We start from the raw sequence: 17,280 nt of genomic DNA, 5'->3' as shown, positions 1-17,280 counted from the left end.
GTTTGCCGCCCGCTTCCTTCAGATTCCACGTCGCCGTGGACACCCTTGCGCTTGGCTAACTGTTACTTCTGCCTTCACAGTTCGGGACTCGCACCCTATAGATTACGCCCATGCCGGGCACACCAAATAAAGCCGATTGCAAATTGTGCAATCGGCTTTTTGCTAATTGAGAAAGATTTAGTTTAAATGGATATTGCGCAAAACAGCTTCGCTTGCCTGGGGGCTCGCGCTGAGCTAACTCGGACTCGCTACACTTCGCCCGAGTGGATCTCAGCACTTCGCTTGGTCCCCTGGGCGTCTACGCTGTTTTGCTCCATATCTCAGAAAGTTTTCTATCCAATAGAGTTATCTTTTAAGTAATTTTCAAGAAGGAGACTCTCAATTTCGAAATAGAATAAGAATGAAGCGTCCGCCTATAGCGAAATGATTAAGGAGACTAATATATCCTAGATAGTTTAAAAAAAGCCGATTGCAATTGCAATCGGCTTTTTGCTATTTCAGTTGATTTGTTAATATGTTTTGCACACCAAATTCATTTTTAACCCATTGTTCAGCTTCCAGCCAGTCATAAACGCGGATAACCTTATCAGGAACCGGTTCCTGATTGTATGGAGTGTTGAACAACACAACAGGAATATCCAGCTCTTCACTGATTTCAACAGCATTGTCATGCTTGTCTTCAAAAAACAGGTCGACATTGTGCTTTCTCGCTGTTTCAATCTTTTTGTGCGTGCCGATCAATTCAATATGGTCGTAAGCAATGGCGTGTTTTTGGAACCATTCCAATGTGATTTCCGATACATTATCGCCCCGGGCGGAAATGTAGAATAACTCATATTGTTCCTTCCACTGATTCAGAATGCTTTTGGCATTGTCGGAAACAGGGGATGAGGCATAAATGGTGGACTCCGCTTTTCGGAACCAGGAGTAAAATTCTCCGGGCTCCAGATGGGGAAGGGCGGATGTCAGATCGTACTCTTTGATGTCGTCCAGTGTCAATTCACTGTTAAATTGCTTGTTTATATGTGGGATCAACGATGTGGGACATGTAACCGTCCCGTCTATATCAATTCCGAAACGATATCTCATAGCATCACTACCTTAAACTTGTTGTTTTTCAGCTTCCGCTTTTTCAGCGGCTTGCTTGTCGAAATATTCCTGCGCAAGTTTATCAATTTCCACTTTCAATTCATCTACCATTGTAGCTTCAGGGACTTTGCGGACCGTTTTCCCTTTCATGAAGAGCAAACCTTCTCCGCGGGCTCCCGCGATGCCGATATCCGCTTCACGCGCTTCTCCGGGACCGTTTACCGCACAACCCAAAACCGCCACTTTCAACGGGGCTTTGATATGGGAGATGTATTCTTCGACTTCGTTGGCAATTGTGATCAGATCGATTTCGATGCGTCCGCATGTCGGGCATGAAATCAGGGTTGCAGCGTTTGACGAAAGTCCGAAAACTTTCAGCATTTCACGCGCCACTTTAACTTCTTCGACAGGGTCTGCGCTCAACGAAACACGCAAAGTATTGCCGATGCCTTTTTGCAGCAGAGCACCAAGGCCTGCAGCTGATTTCACCGTTCCGGAAAATAATGTTCCGGACTCTGTAATGCCAAGATGCAGCGGGTAATCGAAAGCTTTCGATGCTTTTTCGTATGCCTCAACGGCGAGGCCGACGTCCGATGCTTTCAGCGACACGATGATGTCATGGAAATCAAGGTCTTCCAGGATTTTTATGTGGTGAAGTGCAGATTCGACCATCCCGTCAGCTGTCGGGTAGCCGTATTTCTCCAGAATTTTGCGTTCCAATGAACCGGCATTGACGCCGATGCGGATTGGGATGCCTTTTGCTTTGCAGGCATTGACGACCGCTTCGACTTTTTCGCGGCGCCCGATGTTGCCCGGATTGATGCGGATTTTATCAGCACCCTGTTCAATTGCAATCAGCGCTAATTTATAGTCAAAATGGATATCGACAACAAGCGGGATGTTGATGCGTTTTTTTATGTCGCCGATTGCATATGCGGCACGTTCGTCCGGACATGCGACGCGGACAACCTGGCAGCCCGCTTCTTCCAAACGAAGAATTTCAGCGACCGTCGCTTCCACATCATGTGTTTTTGTTGTAGCCATACTTTGTATAAATAATTCATTGCTGCCGCCGATTGTTATGTCTCCAACTTTTACGGGGCGTGTTTTTGAACGGTGAATGGTTTCACTCATCGATAATCTCTCCTTTTGGGATATTCCAGCCGGTCCCGCTTTTGTTCTGCCGGATTTCGGAGGATGGGAATCCTCGCCGACTCTGACTGATGCCTATTGTTATTTTAGCAGTCAAGGCCTGTAAAATACAAGAAAGAACGGTCGGGCCGCTATTTGCGCACTGCCGGCATCTTGGGGTAATACGTAACGGCCAGATACAGATAGGCGATCGTCAGCAGGGACATAAGAAGCGGAAGCCATTGATTTTCCACTAGAAAACCGGTTGCAAACGACAAGATTGTCGGAAATGTGACGGCGAGTGCTGCGGTTCGCCACAACTGCCGGTATTCCCCGCGGCGTTTCAGCCATTTCACGAGCGCTATACCGATCCAGGCAAACAAACTGATCTTGATGAAATGATAAAGAGTAGTCGAAACAAACAGCAGGATAAAGGCTAGTGGATAGAGCAGCCATTCAATTTCTTCTATATATACCAGCAAACCTTCCAAATCGCCTGATACCTCATTTAAACCAATGGTAAACTCGACAAAGGCGGCAATTGTCAGCAGCAGGATAAACAGGAATACAAACCGCATTATTTTCCCGATTGGCAATATCCTGACGGCAGCCTGCTTTTTAGGTTCCAGTAAACTGGCCTTCAGCAATTGAAATATATTCACGGTCATCTTCCTTTCATCTATATTAATATAGTAGCATGATATTAATTTTATAAAAATCTATGGTTTGTTACGGGAATGTAAATTTTTATTAAGGGTATTTACAATTGCATGGTGGACTATTCATAATAGACAGGGTGTCAATAAAGCTAATCTAGGAGTGATTGTGAATCGTGGAAATGAACTGGCAAGAAATACTACTCACCTTCATTGGTGGACTTGGTATATTCCTATTCTCCATCAAGTATATGGGGGACGCTTTACAGAAAGCAGCAGGGGATAAACTCCGGGAAATATTGGATCGCTTTACGACCAATCCATTCATGGGTGTTCTGGTTGGTATTATCGTAACCATTCTTATTCAATCCAGCTCTGGTACGACTGTTATCGTCGTCGGACTGGTAAGCGCAGGGTTCATGACTTTGCGCCAGGCAATCGGTGTCATCATGGGAGCGAATATCGGTACAACCGTTACTGCGTTCATCATCGGACTCGATGTCGGCGCCTACTCGCTGCCAATCATGGCGGCAGGTGCCTTCTTGATTTTCTTCTTCAAGAAAAATCAGATTCAGAATATCGGACAGGTAATTTTCGGTTTCGGGGGCTTGTTCTTCGGAATGGATACGATGAGTGGGGCAATGAAACCTTTGCGCGAGTTGCCAGCCTTCATCGATTGGACTGTCAACCTTAGTGAATTCCCGATTTTGGGAGTTGCGGTCGGGACGCTTGTAACATTCATCGTCCAAAGTTCAAGTGGGACCGTGGCCATTCTCCAGGGCTTATACGCTGAGGGGTTGTTGGACCTGGATGCAGCATTGCCGGTACTGTTCGGCGATAATATTGGTACAACCGTTACAGCAATTCTGGCTGCACTCGGAGCTTCCGTTGCAGCGCGCCGCGCAGCAGCAGTACACGTCCTGTTCAATGTTATAGGATCCGTCATATTCATAATCTTGCTGGTTCCATTCACGGCTTATGTGGAATGGTTGGCAATCACTCTCGGACTGGATCCGAAAATGGAAATTGCATTTGCACACGGTACGTTTAACGTGGCCAATACAATCATCCAATTTCCGCTGATCGGCCTTTGGGCTTATCTTGTAACGAAATTGATACCGGGGGATGAAGTGACGGTCGAATTCAAGCCGAAGCACCTCGATTTGCATTTCATTGAGCAATCGCCTTCAATTGCGCTCGGACAGGCAAAAGAAGAGATCCTTCGCATGGGCCAATATTCTGTGCAGGGACTACAGGAAACATTTGAATACCTTAAAACGAAAAACACCAAAAATGCCGAAACGGGTTATCAACTGGAAGATGCCATAAATAATCTGGACAGCAAAATTACGGATTATCTGGTCCTGATTTCCGCAGAGTCCATCTCTTCAGCAGATTCAACGCGCCATACAGTGCTGATGGAGACGGTACGCGATATCGAACGGATTGGTGACCATTTTGAAAATATTATCGAATTGATCGACTACCAGGTCAATAACCGCGTCAATATTACAGACGATGCAATGGAAGATTTGACAGAAATGTTCACTTTGACGATTGCAACCGTCCAAAAAGCTTTGGATGCACTTGATACGACAAGCCATGAACTTGCCCGTGAAGTTGCAGAGCAGGAAGACCTGATTGATAAGATGGAGCGGAAATTCCGCAAGAAACACATTCTCCGTCTCACAGAAGGCGCTTGTTCAGCACAGGCCGGAATCGTGTTTGTTGATATTGTCAGCAATCTTGAACGGGTCGGGGACCATTCAGTGAATATCGCTGAAGCGATTCTTGGCAACCGGGCTTAAGGGGAGCAGCAGCTCCTGCAGAAAATTAAAATAATGACAGCTTCTCCCTTTCATCTTTCTTTACATTTTAAATAATGTGAGGCACGATGGAAGGGAGTTTTTATTGGGGGAGGAACTGCTATGGAAACATTGGAAGTGATAGGGTGGATCGTTGTCCTGCTGTTTTTTGTAATCGGTTTTATCGGTTTGATATATCCTGTTATTCCGGCGGTGCTGTTCATTTTTGGCGGCTTCGTTATGTACGGACTGTTTTTCGATTTTGCAGATCTGCCCTGGTGGTTCTGGTTGATCCAATTGCTGTTTGTCGGATTGCTGTTCAGCGCAGACGCCCTGTCCAATGCCTATACCGTCAAAAGGTTCGGCGGGTCGCGGGCCGGGTTTTGGGGGAGCATTGCAGGTCTGATCATCGGCCCGTTTGTACTGCCGATCATCGGTATCATAATAGGGCCCTTTATCGGAGCAATCGGTGCGGAACTGATTTTCAATCGCTCCAATCTTAAAAAAGCTTTTTGGTCGGGAATCGGTTCGGTGGTGGGCTTCATCACTTCCGTTTTCACCAAAGGCATTATCCAGCTCGTTATGGTCATTTTGTTCTTTATAGTGGCTTGACTCAGTCAAAGGTCTGATTAAAATGGTTGTTCATGCATTTTAATTGTATCAATCTGTAAATTTTGATACGCTAGGAAAGTAGAACAATAGACTCAAGGAGGAATTTAATCATGGCATATGAATTACCGCAATTACCTTACGCGTATGACGCACTTGAACCACACATCGACAAAGAGACGATGAATATCCATCACACAAAACACCATAATACGTATATCACGAATGTAAACGCCGCTTTGGAAGGCCACGACGATCTTTCTTCAAAATCTGTTGAAGAATTGATTTCTGATCTGAACGCTGTCCCTGAAGATATCCGTACAGCTGTGCGCAACAACGGCGGAGGACATGCCAACCATTCATTGTTCTGGCAATTGATGACTCCGAACGGCACCGGCGCTCCATCAGGTGCACTTGCTGAAGCAATCGACAGCAAATTCGGCAGCTTTGACGAATTCAAAACGAAATTCGAAAATGCCGGCAAAACACGCTTCGGTTCTGGCTGGGCTTGGCTGACTGTTTCAAACGGTGAGCTGGAAGTTACTTCTACGGCCAACCAGGATTCACCATTGATGGACGGCAAGACGCCAATTCTTGGAGTGGACGTATGGGAACATGCCTACTACTTGAAATACCAGAACAAACGCCCGGATTATCTGGCTGCTTTCTGGAACGTAGTAAACTGGGATGAAGTTTCAAAACGCTACGAAGCTGCAAAATAATTCAAGTTATATGAAACCTGACACACACTTTTTCGTCTGAAAAAGTGTGTGTTTTTTATTGTTCGATGATATACTAGCTTGTGGATATTTCACCGAGAGGAGCCCTTCATAAAAATGACCCAACCCACCAAAAGGAGAGTAAGCCAGGCAAAATCCAAGCTGAAATCCCATACCGTCTTTCGCATGAATGTCCTTTTTTTCTCCATTTTCCTGCTATTTTCGATGCTGATCCTACGGCTTGGATATTTGCAGATCGTAAAAGGTGAAGATTATGCGCGCGCTTTGGCGAGAACCGAAGAAGTGCCGGTCAACACCAGTGTTCCACGGGGACGTATTTTTGACAGCGAAGGCCGGGTCCTGGTAGATAATGACCCTGTCAACGCCATTACATATACTGCGATGCAGACCACAAAACGTTCCGAAATGCTGGAAACTGCCAGGGAACTTGCGAAATTGATAGAAAAAGATGATAAACGTGTAACTACCCGTGACAAACAGGATTTTTATATATTGCTCAATACCAAAGAAGCAACAGAAAAAGTGACGGATGAAGAACGCGCAGCAATCCGTAATGAGGAAATTACGGAAAAGGAAAAACAGCGGAAGCTAGACAACCTGATTCGCGAAAAAATTACGGAAGAAGAAATGGCCAGCCTGACCGCTGAAGATATTGAAACATTGGCGATTTTCCGTGAAATGACCTCCGGCTATGCTCTATCACCCCAAATCATCAAAAACGAAGGAGTGTCTCCGGAAGAATTTGCCCGGGTTTCTGAAAGGCTCACCGACCCGAAATTAAAAGGTGTCAATACAATCACTGATTGGAAGCGCGTGAAAACAAGTGACCTGACAATTCTCGGCAGCACGACGACCCCCGAACAGGGTATACCATCCAGTAAATTGGAATATTTCCTGGCTCGTGATTATTCACGCAATGACCGCGTAGGAACCAGCTTCCTGGAACAGCAATACGAAGAAGTTCTGCAGGGGCAGAAATCCGTTGTCAAAAATATAACGGACGGCAGGGGCCGTGTCATTGAGACAATCCCTTCTGATGAAGGCAAGCCGGGCAAAGATATAATGTTGACAATTGACAGTGAATTGCAGTCTTCAGTAGAAGGTATAGTCGAAAAGCATTTGCGTGAGCTGAAAGCGGGACCTAATTCTCAGTTGGTGCGGGATGCCTATCTGGTCATGATGGATCCACACACTGGTGAAATCCTTTCAATGGTCGGCAAGCGAATTGACCGTGACGACAACGGGAAAATGGTTGTAAACGATCTTTCGTATGCAGCTGTTACAGCTGCGTATGAAGTCGGCTCCTCGATAAAAGGTGCGACCTTATTGACCGGATATGACCAGGGTGCCGTAAAAATGGGCGAAACGTTAATCGACGAACCTTTGAAGATTCGCGAAACAACATTGAAGCGTTCAATTTTTAATAAAACGCTTTACAATAGAATCGCCATGACCGATTTAAAGGCGATTGAACGTTCATCCAACGTTTATATGTTCAAGATTGCATTAAAAATAGCCAATGAAACCTATGCATATGATGAACCGATTAATATTCCATCAAGAAGTTTTGACGTGATGCGCAATTCATTTGCCCAGTTTGGGCTTGGAGCGAAAACGGGCATCGATCTTCCTTTTGAAGGAACTGGTTTTAGAGGGGGTTCCACTGAAGGGGGTTCGTTGCTTAACTTTGCAATCGGACAATATGATACTTACACGCCTATGCAATTGGCACAATATATATCAACAATTGCAAATGACGGCTACCGGATGGAGCCTCATCTCGTGAAAGAAATTCGCGGCGCTTCAACTGATGGTGAGAATCTTGGTGCTGTGGAAACGGTAATCGAACCGAAGATTATGAACCGTATAGGCAGCTCGCAGGCAGAAATTGATCATCTTAAAAAAGGTATGCGCAATGTCTATGTCGGGAGCCAGGGTTCTGCACGATCCTATTTCAACGACACTGACTATACCGCTGCCGGTAAAACTGGAACTGCGGAAGTAACATTTTATGATGACAAAACTAACCCTTTCTATAAAAAACCTTCCATTACCACTACACATGTCGGATTTGCACCTTATGAGAATCCCGAAGTTGCCTATGCGGTGATGATTCCATATATCACAACTGATACTCGGGTAGTACCGCCTACCAGTAACTTAATTGTCCGCGCTGCACTCGATAAATATTTCGAGCTGCGCGAAACGAAGTCGGAACAACCGCCTTCCGTCATCAAACCCCCTTATTCGAATAAAGTAATTGAAGAAGGGGAAGAAGATCCAATCGATATCGATGAGGAATAAACTTCCTTAACCGGCCTGCAGCCTTGCAGGCCGGTTTTTTCATGGGAAAATTCATTTATGAAAATCAACGGGTTTCCCTTGTCCATGCATTTACAAATTCTTAACATTGGCTCCATATGTCCTCAACAAACCTTCTATATAGTTAGGAATGTAAACAAAACAAATCATATGGGGGCGTAACAGATGAAAAACTGGAAATTCAAAATGGCTTCAACAATTCTCGGATCGACTTTACTTCTGGCAGCATGCGGAGGTACAGATGAAGGCGGCGGAACTGAAGAAAATGGTTCATCAACAGCCGGTGAAGTTGAAGGTTCAGTAATTGGTGATGGATCATCTACAGTAGCGCCGATTCTGGAAGGCATCGTTGAAGAATATGCGGGAGCTCAACCAGGTGTTCAAGTGACCGTCGGTGTTTCTGGAACAGGCGGAGGCTTCGAAAAGTTCATGCAGGGTGAAACGGATTTCTCCAATGCATCGCGTCCGATAAAAGAAGAAGAAATAGCCGCGCTTGAAGAAGCCGGAATCGATTATACAGAACTCCTGTTGGCGTATGACGGTCTGTCAGTAGTTGTCAACGCGGAAAATGATTTTGTTGATAACCTTACAGTCGACGAGCTGAAGAAACTGTGGGTCGAAGATGGCTCGACGAAAATGTGGTCTGACATCAATCCTGAATGGCCAGAAGAAGAAGTTATCTTCTACGCACCAGGAACGGCATCAGGAACTTACGATTACTTCAATGAAGTGATTCTTGAAGAAGGAGATATTGAAAGCACAGCAACGCTTTCAGAAGATGACAATACGTTGGTACAGGGAATCCAGGGTGATGAGAACGCAATCGGATTCTTCGGTTACGCGTACTATATTGCGAACCAGGATACGCTGAAATTGGTTCCAATCGACGGAGTAGAACCGAATGACGAAACAATCGAATCAGGTGAATACGCACCGTTATCACGACCACTATTCGTTTATGCGAAAAACTCATCAATGAGTGAAAACGAAGCAGCATACGATTTCATGCAATACACAATTGAACATGCCGGTGAAATGGCGCAGGCAGTCGGTTATGTGGCATTGGCAGATGAAGAATACGAAGAACAATTGGCAAAACTTGAAGCTTTAAAATAATTGGATATAGTCCAGATTCAAGGTGAGCAAAAGTTGCTCACCTTTTGGGTGCGAAAGGGGTTTCGTTATGGGACAATCTGTGCAGGAAATGATCGCGCAGTCGAAAGGCAAGAAAAGCAAAAAATTCGTGGAAAAAATGATACCGGTTCTGTTATTCCTTATAGCGACGGTATCTGTACTGACAACAATCGGCATTATGCTTACATTGATTGTTGAAACAGTCACTTTCTTTACAAGAGTTTCCTTCATTGAATTCATATTTGGCACGACGTGGCTGCCATTTTCAAACCTGGATGCTCAATTCGGCATCCTGCCGCTTATCGTCGGGACATTGAAGATCACTCTTATCGCCATAGTGGTTGCAGTGCCAATCGGCATATCGGCAGCCATATACTTGAGTGAGTATGCAACGGACAATGTGCGGCGAGTCATAAAGCCTGTGTTGGAAGTTCTGGCAGGCATTCCCACAATCGTCTATGGATTCTTTGCTTTGACATTTGTTACACCGCTTCTTCAAAGCATATTTCCTGAGATTAAAATATTTAACGCAATTTCCCCCGGGATTGTCGTGGGAATCATGATCATTCCGATGATTGCATCGCTTTCCGAGGATGCCATGTCTTCGGTTCCAAAAAGCATCCGCGACGGTGCACTGGCAATGGGTTCCACTAAATTTGAAGTAGCAATGAAAATCACTGTGCCGGCAGCAATTTCCGGCATTATCGCTTCAGTCGTGCTGGCAATATCACGTGCCATCGGTGAAACGATGATCGTTTCCCTCGCTGCCGGATCTACTCCAAAGTTTGACGGAGATTTCACAGGGTCGATTCAAACAATGACGGCTTACATCGTCCAGGTTTCAAAAGGCGATGCGGGTTATGGCACAACAATTTATTATTCAATTTATGCGGTAGGATTCACACTATTTGTTTTCACACTGGTAATGAACATATTGGCCAATTACGTTTCCAAGCGTTTCAGAGAGGAGTATTGATATGAGATATATTGAACACGACATTGTTGTTAAGCGCATGAACGGAAGAAATGTTGTCAATAAACTCTTCAAGTCGATATTTCTTCTTGCAACGTTATCAGCTTTACTGGCCTTGGTTATCCTGCTGTACCAGATCGTTTCACAAGGCGCAAGCCATCTGTCAATCGATTTTCTCACAAATTTTGCTTCGAGGTTTCCAGCAGAAGCAGGCATTAAAGCGGCGCTTGTAGGATCGATTTGGTTAATGCTGGTCGTGGCACCCACTTCAATTATTTTAGGAGTAGGGTCAGCAATTTATCTGGAAGAATATGCTGGAAAAAATCGCATCACGACATTTATCCAGATGAACATTTCAAATCTTGCAGGCGTGCCATCGGTCGTCTTTGGTTTGCTGGGACTCACCATATTCGTCCGCGCGCTGGCACTTGGAAACAGCATTCTGGCAGCAGGTTTTACTATGAGTCTGTTAATCCTGCCAGTGATAATTGTAGCTTCGCAGGAAGCGATCCGTTCGGTTCCCGGTGAATTGCGTGATGCTTCGTACGGCATGGGTGCTACGAAATGGCAGACGATCGTCAGAATCATTCTGCCGGCTGCTATTCCAGGGATCCTTACAGGAAGTATTCTGGCGTTATCGCGGGCTATCGGTGAAACAGCTCCATTAATCGTAGTCGGTGTACCGGTTATCATTCAATTTTTACCGGAAGGTGTCATGGATACATTCACCGCCTTGCCGATGCAGATTTACGACTGGTCGAGCCGCCCGCAGCAGGAGTTCCAACAAGTTGCCGCTGCTGGGATAATCGTACTGATGAGTGTTCTTCTTTTAATGAATTCAGTGGCAGTATTTATCCGCAATAAATTTGAGAAACGCTATTAGAGTGGAAGGGGTTCTACTATGTCAACAACGCAAGCAATAAACAATAGAAGCAAAACGGCAGGCCTGGAACAGGAGAGTTCTCAGGCAACATCAACAAGTTCTGTCTATGATACGAAACAATTGAATCTTTGGTATGGTGATAATCACGCGCTGAAGAATATTGATTTGGATATTAAGCAAAATGAAGTTACTGCAATCATCGGACCTTCGGGCTGCGGGAAATCGACCTATCTGAAAACCTTGAACCGCATGGTTGAACTGGTACCGAATGTAAAGACTTCCGGCCAGATTATGTACCGAGGAAGAAATATCTTTGATAAAGATTACAGTGTGGAAGAATTGCGTACACGCGTGGGAATGGTCTTTCAGAAGCCGAACCCGTTCCCGAAATCCATTTACGATAATATTGCATATGGACCTCGTATCCATGGCATCAAAAACAAGAAAATCCTTGATGAAATCGTGGAAAAGAGTCTTCGCGGTGCAGCCATCTGGGACGAAGTGAAGGATCGGCTGAACGAAAACGCCTACAGCATTTCCGGCGGCCAGCAGCAGCGAATCTGCATCGCACGGGCATTGGCAATTGAACCGGATGTTATCCTGATGGATGAGCCGACATCGGCACTTGATCCGATATCAACCCTGAAAATTGAAGAACTTGTCCAGGAATTGAAAAAAGATTACAGCATCATCATCGTGACACACAATATGCAGCAGGCTGCCCGTATTTCTGATAAAACAGCATTTTTCCTGAACGGGGAAGTGATCGAGTATGATAATACCGATACTATTTTCTCCAACCCATCAGACAAGCGCACAGAAGACTATATTTCCGGCAGGTTCGGTTAAGAAAGGGAGCGTTCTATTTTGTCAGTACGTGAAAAATTTGATTCAGAATTATATTCTTCCCAGGACCAATTGATCCAGTTGAGCAATATGGCAGTTAATGCACTTGGGAAATCGGTCGGCGCTTTGCTCAATCATGATATAGATGCAGCCCTGGAAGTAATTGAAGAAGATGAAAAGATCAACCGCCTCGAAGAAGAAATCAACGACCGCGTCATCCTGCTGATTGCAAGGCAGGCACCGGTGGCAACGGATTTGCGCAGGCTGATCGTCATCATCAAAGTAGCAAGTGATATGGAACGCGTCGGAGATTACGCGGTCAACATCGCGAAAGAAACAATCCGACTCGGAAAAGAAGAACATTTGGTCCAAATTGTCCAAATTGAAAAAATGCACAAACTGGCGACCACCATGCTTCTGCAGGTCATTGATGCATTCGTGGAAGAAGATGTTTCAAAGGCGCGGGAAATTGCAGAAATTGATGATCAGGTGGATGACCTGTACGGCGAAGTCCTGACGGAGTTGATGTTGGCAGGCAGCGGAAACCCGGAAAAAATAAGGCAGATTACTCAATTGGCCTTTATCGGGCGTTATATGGAACGGTCGGCAGACCATGCCACGAATATCGCGGAGCAGTTATTCTATCTTGTGCGAGGCAGACATTACGATTTGAATAAATAACAGTCGGCCGGTGGGGAGAAGACCTCACCGGTTTTTTTTATGGTAGTGCTGGAGAGAAAACACCTGACTGGAGAGCCCTGTGGTTTAATTATTTTTTACATGAAATAAAATTATTGTTTCAGGATTTATTTATGTGGACTTTATGGTGATATATGCTATAATAATTAAGTCGTATAGATCTTGCTTATTTAAAAATGATCTTTGAAAGAATTAGGAGGGAAACCGATGCGTGTAAACATCACTTTAGCTTGTACAGAATGTAGCGAACGTAACTACAGCACTGTTAAAAATAAGCGCAACAACCCTGAGCGTCTTGAAATGAAAAAATATTGCTCACGTGAAAGAAAAATGACTGTACACCGTGAAACAAAGTAATGAATGGACCGCCAAAACCTCCAGGGTTTTGGCTTTTTTCTTTTAAAAGGAGAGTCTGTTATGGATAAAGCAAGCCAGCGCAAAGAAATGATCAGGTTATTAAAAAATATGGATGCCAAAGAACATAAACAAAAATCGGATGCAATCATCGATTTTCTTCTGGATGATCCGGTATTTAAAGAAGCTGCTGTCATCGGCACGACAATTTCGGCTTATCCCGAAGTAGACACCCGCAGGCTTTTGGAGAAATGCTGGGAGTCCGGCAAAAAGACAGCCGTGCCGAAATGTGATCCGGTTACAAAGGTAATGACTTTCCGGCTGGTCGACGATCCCGTTCAATTGGAGACCGTATATATGAAGCTGAAAGAACCAATTGTCGAATTGACAGAGGAAGTGGCTCCGGAACAAATTGATCTGCTGATAGTGCCGGGTGTCCTGTTTTCTGCGGACGGTTACCGCATCGGATTCGGCGGCGGCTATTATGACCGCTACCTGACCCGGTATAATGGACCGACCCGGTCGCTGGCCTTCGCCAGCCAGCTCGTGGACGCCGTACCTGTCGAAGCACATGATTTGCCGGTCGAGCGCATCTGCACAGAAAATGGATGCCTGGACAAAGGGCAGGTGGAGCGATGAAAAGCCTGTACGATGTCATGCAGTTGCTGAAAAGGTACGGAACAATCATTTACACAGCCGATCGTAAGGCCGACCTTCATTTAATGGAAGAAGAAATCAGGGAGCTTTACCGGCTGCAGTTTATCAGCGCTAAGGAATTTTCTGCTGCCTTGCTGATCCTGCGGAGCGAGCAAAATAAAAAACGCTGAATTTTGGGCAGGTTTTGAAACTTTTTGGTGTTTCATCCGTCTACTAGAGGGTAAGTAGTATGTTGAGGCAGTATAAATCTTTAAAGTATAAACGGAAAATGATTTACTGATTTTTTACATTCAAATGAAACGGATTTGATACCCAATGAAAAATGTAACTTTGGAAAAGGCATCAAGAGGAGGATGTGCTGGATGTTGAAAAAAGAATGGCCAAAACATTCGATTCTTGCAATCGCAATCATCGCAACGTGGTTAAAAACCTACATTGTGTATAAGACTGCATTTTCAATCACCATTGACAATGCATTGCAGGAGTTCATCTTATTTATAAACCCTCTGAGCCTGCTGCTGTTTCTCTACGGAGCAGTGCTGTTCTTCAAGAGTGAAAAGGCGAAAAACCGCTATTTGCTGGCCATGACTTTAATCACTTCGGCCATCCTGTACGGGAATGTGGCGTTTTACCGGTTTTTCAGTGATTTTATCACGTTGCCACTGCTTTTTCAGACACAGAATTTTGGCGATCTGAAATCCAGTGCGGCAGCCAGTATTTTCTGGACAGACATCTTCTATTTCTCTGACTTTTTAATCGTCCTGCTGGCGGTTAAATTCCTGCCGACAGTCAAAATCACTTCAAACATTTCTTCAGTGCAGAGAAAAGCTTACTTCATCCTGTCCGCCGCTTTGATGTTCTTTAACCTCGGGCTTGCGGAAGCTGAACGTCCACAATTGTTGACCCGCAGTTTCGACCGTGAAATGCTGGTCAAAAATATCGGGATGTATAATTATCATCTGTATGATGTTTATGTCCAGTCGAAATCTCAGGCTCAGCGTGCATTGGCGAACGGTTCTGAATTGGTGGAAGTGACCAATTATGTCAGCTCCACACAGGCAGAACCATCCGAGGAGATGCACGGCATTGCTGAAGACCGCAATCTGATCGTAGTCACGCTTGAATCGCTTCAGACTTTTGTGATGAATAACGAAATGAACGGCGAGACCATTACGCCATTCATGAACGATCTGACAAAAGATGAAGATACGATTTATTTCCCTAATTTCTATCACCAGACGGGCCTCGGGAAAACGTCCGATTCGGAGTTCCTTTTGGAAAATTCCCTTTATCCGCGGGGAGGCAGTGCTGTATTCTTCACCCACAGCGGAAACACCTATAATTCGATGGCGGAGAAATTAGGCGAAAATGGATATTTCACGAATGTGCAGCATGCCAATACGGGGAGCTTCTGGAACCGCGATATCATGTACAAAGCCATGGACATTGATGAATTCCAGGATGTTGCAAGCTTTACTATCGGAGAAGGCGAAGCTGTGAACTGGGGGATGAAGGATACTCCTTTCATGGAGCAGTCGGTCGAGCATATGGCCGAAATGCCTCAGCCGTTCTATAGCCGGTTAATCACATTAACCAACCATCATCCTTTCTATTTGGATGAGGAAGACAAGTACATCTCCGAATTCGATTCAAATTCCGGTACATTAAACCGATATTTCCAGACCGCAAGATATCTTGACGAAGCGGTCAAGGAGTTATTTGATGATCTGAAGGAAAAAGGATTGTATGAAAACTCCATAATCGTTATGTACGGCGACCATTATGGTATCTCCGAAAATCATAACGAGGCGATGTCCCAATATCTTGGCAAGGAAATCACACCTTATGAAAATGCCCAACTTCAGAAAGTGCCGATGTTTGTGCACATCCCTGGATACGGCGAAGGCTATGTCGACGAAAAAGTCAGCGGCCAAATTGATATGCGTCCAACGATTCTGAACCTGATGGGCTTGGAATCAGATGATGATATTCAATTCGGTGACGACCTGTTTTCGGAAGAGTACGAAGAATTCACAGTGTTCCGTGATGGCCGCTTTGTAACTGACGAAAACGTATACGCCGCAGGAACCTGTTATGACAGCGAAACAGGGGAAATCGATGATCCTGTTGCCTGTGAACCGTTCATCGAACGTTCAGTGCAGCAACTGGATTACTCGGAAGCCATCATCAATGGTGATTTGCTGAGATTTTACGATGAAGAGACTGGAGCGCTTCTCACGGAGGAAGCAGAAGAAAACATCGACGAAATCGAATAAACAAAAACGGATCCGCATAAAACCGGATCCGTTTTTTTATGTTCCACTGAAAATATTCCTAAAAAAACCTGCCGCAGATGTCTGCGGCAGGTTTTTTTGAATTAAATCGGTGCTGGAAAACCTTGAGTGATTGCAGTAGCTACTGCAAAGGCTCCAAAAATAGCAAAAGTTCCAAAATTAAATAAAAATCCTAATACTTCTTTGTTTTTCAATGTCTGTACAGTTCCTACTGCTGCCAAAATAGCAATGAGGCCAAAAATGATTACTAACAGCCAACCTGAATCCATATATAGGACACTCCCTTCAACATTAACAGCCAGTGCCGTCTTGTTCTCTACTATTGTAATGAATTTTGGAGAGTTTGTCGAGCGTGAAAAATGGCATTCCCATGAACATTCAAATGATCCGCAGGCATGATATAATCTGATGGAGGTGAAATCAATGCTGAAAATTGAACAATTGGAACTTGGTCCCGTCCAGACGAATTGTTATATCGTCTCGAACGATAGAAAAGAAGCACTCATATTTGATCCGGGTGAAGAAGCGGATAAGATACAGGGACTTTTGAAAAAACGCGGTCTTTCTCCGCAGGGGATTCTTTTGACACATGCCCATTTCGACCATATAGGGGCCGTGGACGAAGTCAGGGAATCCTATCGAATTCCGGTTTATCTCCATAGTCTCGAACAGGACTGGCTTGGCCGGCCTAACCTGAATGGTTCGGGCAAATACGCCGCTGTGCCGGATTACCGGGTAAAAGCGGCAGATATTCTGCTCACGGATGAAAAAGAGCTGGCAATCGGGTCTTTTCAAATGGACGTGCTGCATACGCCGGGACATTCCCCGGGCAGTGTCACTTTCTCTTTTGAAGAAGAAGGCTTTGCCATTGTGGGGGATACCCTGTTCCGCGGCAGCATAGGCAGGACTGATCTTATCGGTGGATCTGAAAAGAAGCTATTGCAGTCGATCCGGTCATCACTATTGACGCTTCCTGCGGAAACCGTACTGTTCCCTGGCCACGGACCGGATACAACTCCTGCAGCTGAAAGCAGCAGCAACCCGTTTCTCAGAGAGATTTGAATAAGGGGATCAAATAGAAAAAAGCG

The 17,280-nt window shown here is 45.0% G+C and carries 18 protein-coding genes; 14 read left to right on the top strand and 4 right to left on the bottom strand.

The window, feature by feature from the left end; translation table 11 throughout:
• Positions 1–492: 492 nt before the first annotated feature.
• The 3 genes from DIJ65_RS11310 to DIJ65_RS11300 form a co-directional block, all read right to left on the bottom strand.
• On the bottom strand, positions 493–1,089 hold the full coding sequence (locus tag DIJ65_RS11310; protein WP_117302232.1) for a hypothetical protein: 597 nt from the start codon (positions 1,087–1,089) through the stop codon (positions 493–495).
• Between the two features lie 12 nt (positions 1,090–1,101).
• The gene (ispG, locus tag DIJ65_RS11305) at positions 1,102–2,223 is read right to left on the bottom strand and encodes a flavodoxin-dependent (E)-4-hydroxy-3-methylbut-2-enyl-diphosphate synthase (RefSeq protein ID WP_117302234.1); all 1,122 of its coding nucleotides are present in this window, start codon (positions 2,221–2,223) and stop codon (positions 1,102–1,104) included.
• A 149-nt stretch (positions 2,224–2,372) separates the two neighbouring features.
• The gene (locus tag DIJ65_RS11300; protein WP_084226084.1) at positions 2,373–2,882 is read right to left on the bottom strand and encodes a DUF1189 family protein; all 510 of its coding nucleotides are present in this window, start codon (positions 2,880–2,882) and stop codon (positions 2,373–2,375) included.
• Positions 2,883–3,052: 170 nt separating this feature from the next.
• Here DIJ65_RS11300 and DIJ65_RS11295 point away from each other — a divergent pair, with 170 nt between their 5' ends.
• The 13 genes from DIJ65_RS11295 (at position 3,053) to DIJ65_RS11235 (ending at position 16,174) form a co-directional block, all read left to right on the top strand.
• Positions 3,053–4,684, top strand: coding sequence for a Na/Pi cotransporter family protein (locus DIJ65_RS11295; protein WP_071152133.1), 1,632 nt, complete (start codon positions 3,053–3,055; stop codon positions 4,682–4,684).
• A gap of 129 nt (positions 4,685–4,813) precedes the next feature.
• Positions 4,814–5,293 carry a DUF456 domain-containing protein gene (locus DIJ65_RS11290; protein ID WP_117302316.1) on the top strand — a complete coding sequence of 160 codons (480 nt, stop codon included), beginning with the start codon at positions 4,814–4,816 and terminating at the stop codon, positions 5,291–5,293.
• A gap of 110 nt (positions 5,294–5,403) precedes the next feature.
• A complete protein-coding gene (locus tag DIJ65_RS11285) occupies positions 5,404–6,012 on the top strand; it encodes a superoxide dismutase (protein ID WP_071152132.1) in 609 nt (202 codons plus the stop codon).
• A gap of 114 nt (positions 6,013–6,126) precedes the next feature.
• Positions 6,127–8,334 (top strand): peptidoglycan D,D-transpeptidase FtsI family protein, encoded by a 2,208-nt coding sequence (locus DIJ65_RS11280; protein ID WP_117302236.1) that lies wholly within the window; start codon positions 6,127–6,129, stop codon positions 8,332–8,334.
• Between the two features lie 183 nt (positions 8,335–8,517).
• On the top strand, positions 8,518–9,468 hold the full coding sequence (locus DIJ65_RS11275) for a PstS family phosphate ABC transporter substrate-binding protein (protein WP_071152131.1): 951 nt from the start codon (positions 8,518–8,520) through the stop codon (positions 9,466–9,468).
• A 67-nt stretch (positions 9,469–9,535) separates the two neighbouring features.
• Positions 9,536–10,462, top strand: coding sequence for a phosphate ABC transporter permease subunit PstC (gene pstC, locus DIJ65_RS11270; protein WP_071152130.1), 927 nt, complete (start codon positions 9,536–9,538; stop codon positions 10,460–10,462).
• 1 nt (position 10,463) lies between these two features.
• Positions 10,464–11,342 carry a phosphate ABC transporter permease PstA gene (pstA, locus tag DIJ65_RS11265; RefSeq protein ID WP_071152129.1) on the top strand — a complete coding sequence of 293 codons (879 nt, stop codon included), beginning with the start codon at positions 10,464–10,466 and terminating at the stop codon, positions 11,340–11,342.
• 18 nt (positions 11,343–11,360) lie between these two features.
• On the top strand, positions 11,361–12,191 hold the full coding sequence (gene pstB, locus DIJ65_RS11260) for a phosphate ABC transporter ATP-binding protein PstB (RefSeq protein WP_117302238.1): 831 nt from the start codon (positions 11,361–11,363) through the stop codon (positions 12,189–12,191).
• Positions 12,192–12,209: 18 nt separating this feature from the next.
• Entirely contained in the window at positions 12,210–12,869 is a 660-nt protein-coding gene (gene phoU, locus DIJ65_RS11255) for a phosphate signaling complex protein PhoU (RefSeq protein WP_071152128.1), read from the top strand.
• Between the two features lie 225 nt (positions 12,870–13,094).
• On the top strand, positions 13,095–13,244 hold the full coding sequence (rpmG, locus tag DIJ65_RS11250; protein WP_084226083.1) for a 50S ribosomal protein L33: 150 nt from the start codon (positions 13,095–13,097) through the stop codon (positions 13,242–13,244).
• A gap of 60 nt (positions 13,245–13,304) precedes the next feature.
• A complete protein-coding gene (locus tag DIJ65_RS11245; RefSeq protein ID WP_117302240.1) occupies positions 13,305–13,880 on the top strand; it encodes a 5-formyltetrahydrofolate cyclo-ligase in 576 nt (191 codons plus the stop codon).
• Positions 13,877–14,068 (top strand): YqgQ family protein, encoded by a 192-nt coding sequence (locus DIJ65_RS11240; protein WP_117302242.1) that lies wholly within the window; start codon positions 13,877–13,879, stop codon positions 14,066–14,068. The genes DIJ65_RS11245 and DIJ65_RS11240 overlap by 4 nt, the downstream gene beginning before the upstream one ends.
• 192 nt (positions 14,069–14,260) lie before the next feature.
• A complete protein-coding gene (locus DIJ65_RS11235; RefSeq protein WP_117302244.1) occupies positions 14,261–16,174 on the top strand; it encodes an LTA synthase family protein in 1,914 nt (637 codons plus the stop codon).
• Positions 16,175–16,275: 101 nt separating this feature from the next.
• Here DIJ65_RS11235 and DIJ65_RS11230 read toward each other — a convergent pair whose 3' ends face one another.
• Positions 16,276–16,461, bottom strand: coding sequence for a DUF2759 domain-containing protein (locus DIJ65_RS11230; protein ID WP_117302246.1), 186 nt, complete (start codon positions 16,459–16,461; stop codon positions 16,276–16,278).
• A 154-nt stretch (positions 16,462–16,615) separates the two neighbouring features.
• Here DIJ65_RS11230 and DIJ65_RS11225 point away from each other — a divergent pair, with 154 nt between their 5' ends.
• Positions 16,616–17,254, top strand: coding sequence for an MBL fold metallo-hydrolase (locus DIJ65_RS11225; protein WP_117302248.1), 639 nt, complete (start codon positions 16,616–16,618; stop codon positions 17,252–17,254).
• The last annotated feature ends 26 nt before the right edge of the window (positions 17,255–17,280 follow it).

This window comes from Planococcus salinarum, assembly GCF_007004625.1.
GTDB lineage: Bacteria > Bacillota > Bacilli > Bacillales_A > Planococcaceae > Planococcus > Planococcus salinarum.
The sequence above is the reverse complement of the archived record's forward strand: the minus strand, read 5'-3'. Positions and strand labels throughout refer to the sequence as shown.

Excerpts from the sequence above, each read along its gene's own strand:
- DIJ65_RS11285 (WP_071152132.1), top strand. The coding sequence starts at position 5,404 with ATGGCATATGAATTACCGCAATTACCTTACGCGTATGACGCACTTGAA.
- DIJ65_RS11245 (WP_117302240.1), top strand. The coding sequence starts at position 13,305 with ATGGATAAAGCAAGCCAGCGCAAAGAAATGATCAGGTTATTAAAAAAT.
- pstB (WP_117302238.1), top strand. The coding sequence starts at position 11,361 with ATGTCAACAACGCAAGCAATAAACAATAGAAGCAAAACGGCAGGCCTG.
- DIJ65_RS11310 (WP_117302232.1), bottom strand. The coding sequence starts at position 1,089 with ATGAGATATCGTTTCGGAATTGATATAGACGGGACGGTTACATGTCCC.
- DIJ65_RS11280 (WP_117302236.1), top strand. The coding sequence starts at position 6,127 with ATGACCCAACCCACCAAAAGGAGAGTAAGCCAGGCAAAATCCAAGCTG.
- pstC (WP_071152130.1), top strand. The coding sequence starts at position 9,536 with ATGGGACAATCTGTGCAGGAAATGATCGCGCAGTCGAAAGGCAAGAAA.
- DIJ65_RS11225 (WP_117302248.1), top strand. The coding sequence starts at position 16,616 with ATGCTGAAAATTGAACAATTGGAACTTGGTCCCGTCCAGACGAATTGT.
- ispG (WP_117302234.1), bottom strand. The coding sequence starts at position 2,223 with ATGAGTGAAACCATTCACCGTTCAAAAACACGCCCCGTAAAAGTTGGA.
- pstA (WP_071152129.1), top strand. The coding sequence starts at position 10,464 with ATGAGATATATTGAACACGACATTGTTGTTAAGCGCATGAACGGAAGA.
- DIJ65_RS11235 (WP_117302244.1), top strand. The coding sequence starts at position 14,261 with ATGTTGAAAAAAGAATGGCCAAAACATTCGATTCTTGCAATCGCAATC.
- DIJ65_RS11230 (WP_117302246.1), bottom strand. The coding sequence starts at position 16,461 with ATGGATTCAGGTTGGCTGTTAGTAATCATTTTTGGCCTCATTGCTATT.
- rpmG (WP_084226083.1), top strand. The coding sequence starts at position 13,095 with ATGCGTGTAAACATCACTTTAGCTTGTACAGAATGTAGCGAACGTAAC.
- DIJ65_RS11275 (WP_071152131.1), top strand. The coding sequence starts at position 8,518 with ATGAAAAACTGGAAATTCAAAATGGCTTCAACAATTCTCGGATCGACT.
- DIJ65_RS11240 (WP_117302242.1), top strand. The coding sequence starts at position 13,877 with ATGAAAAGCCTGTACGATGTCATGCAGTTGCTGAAAAGGTACGGAACA.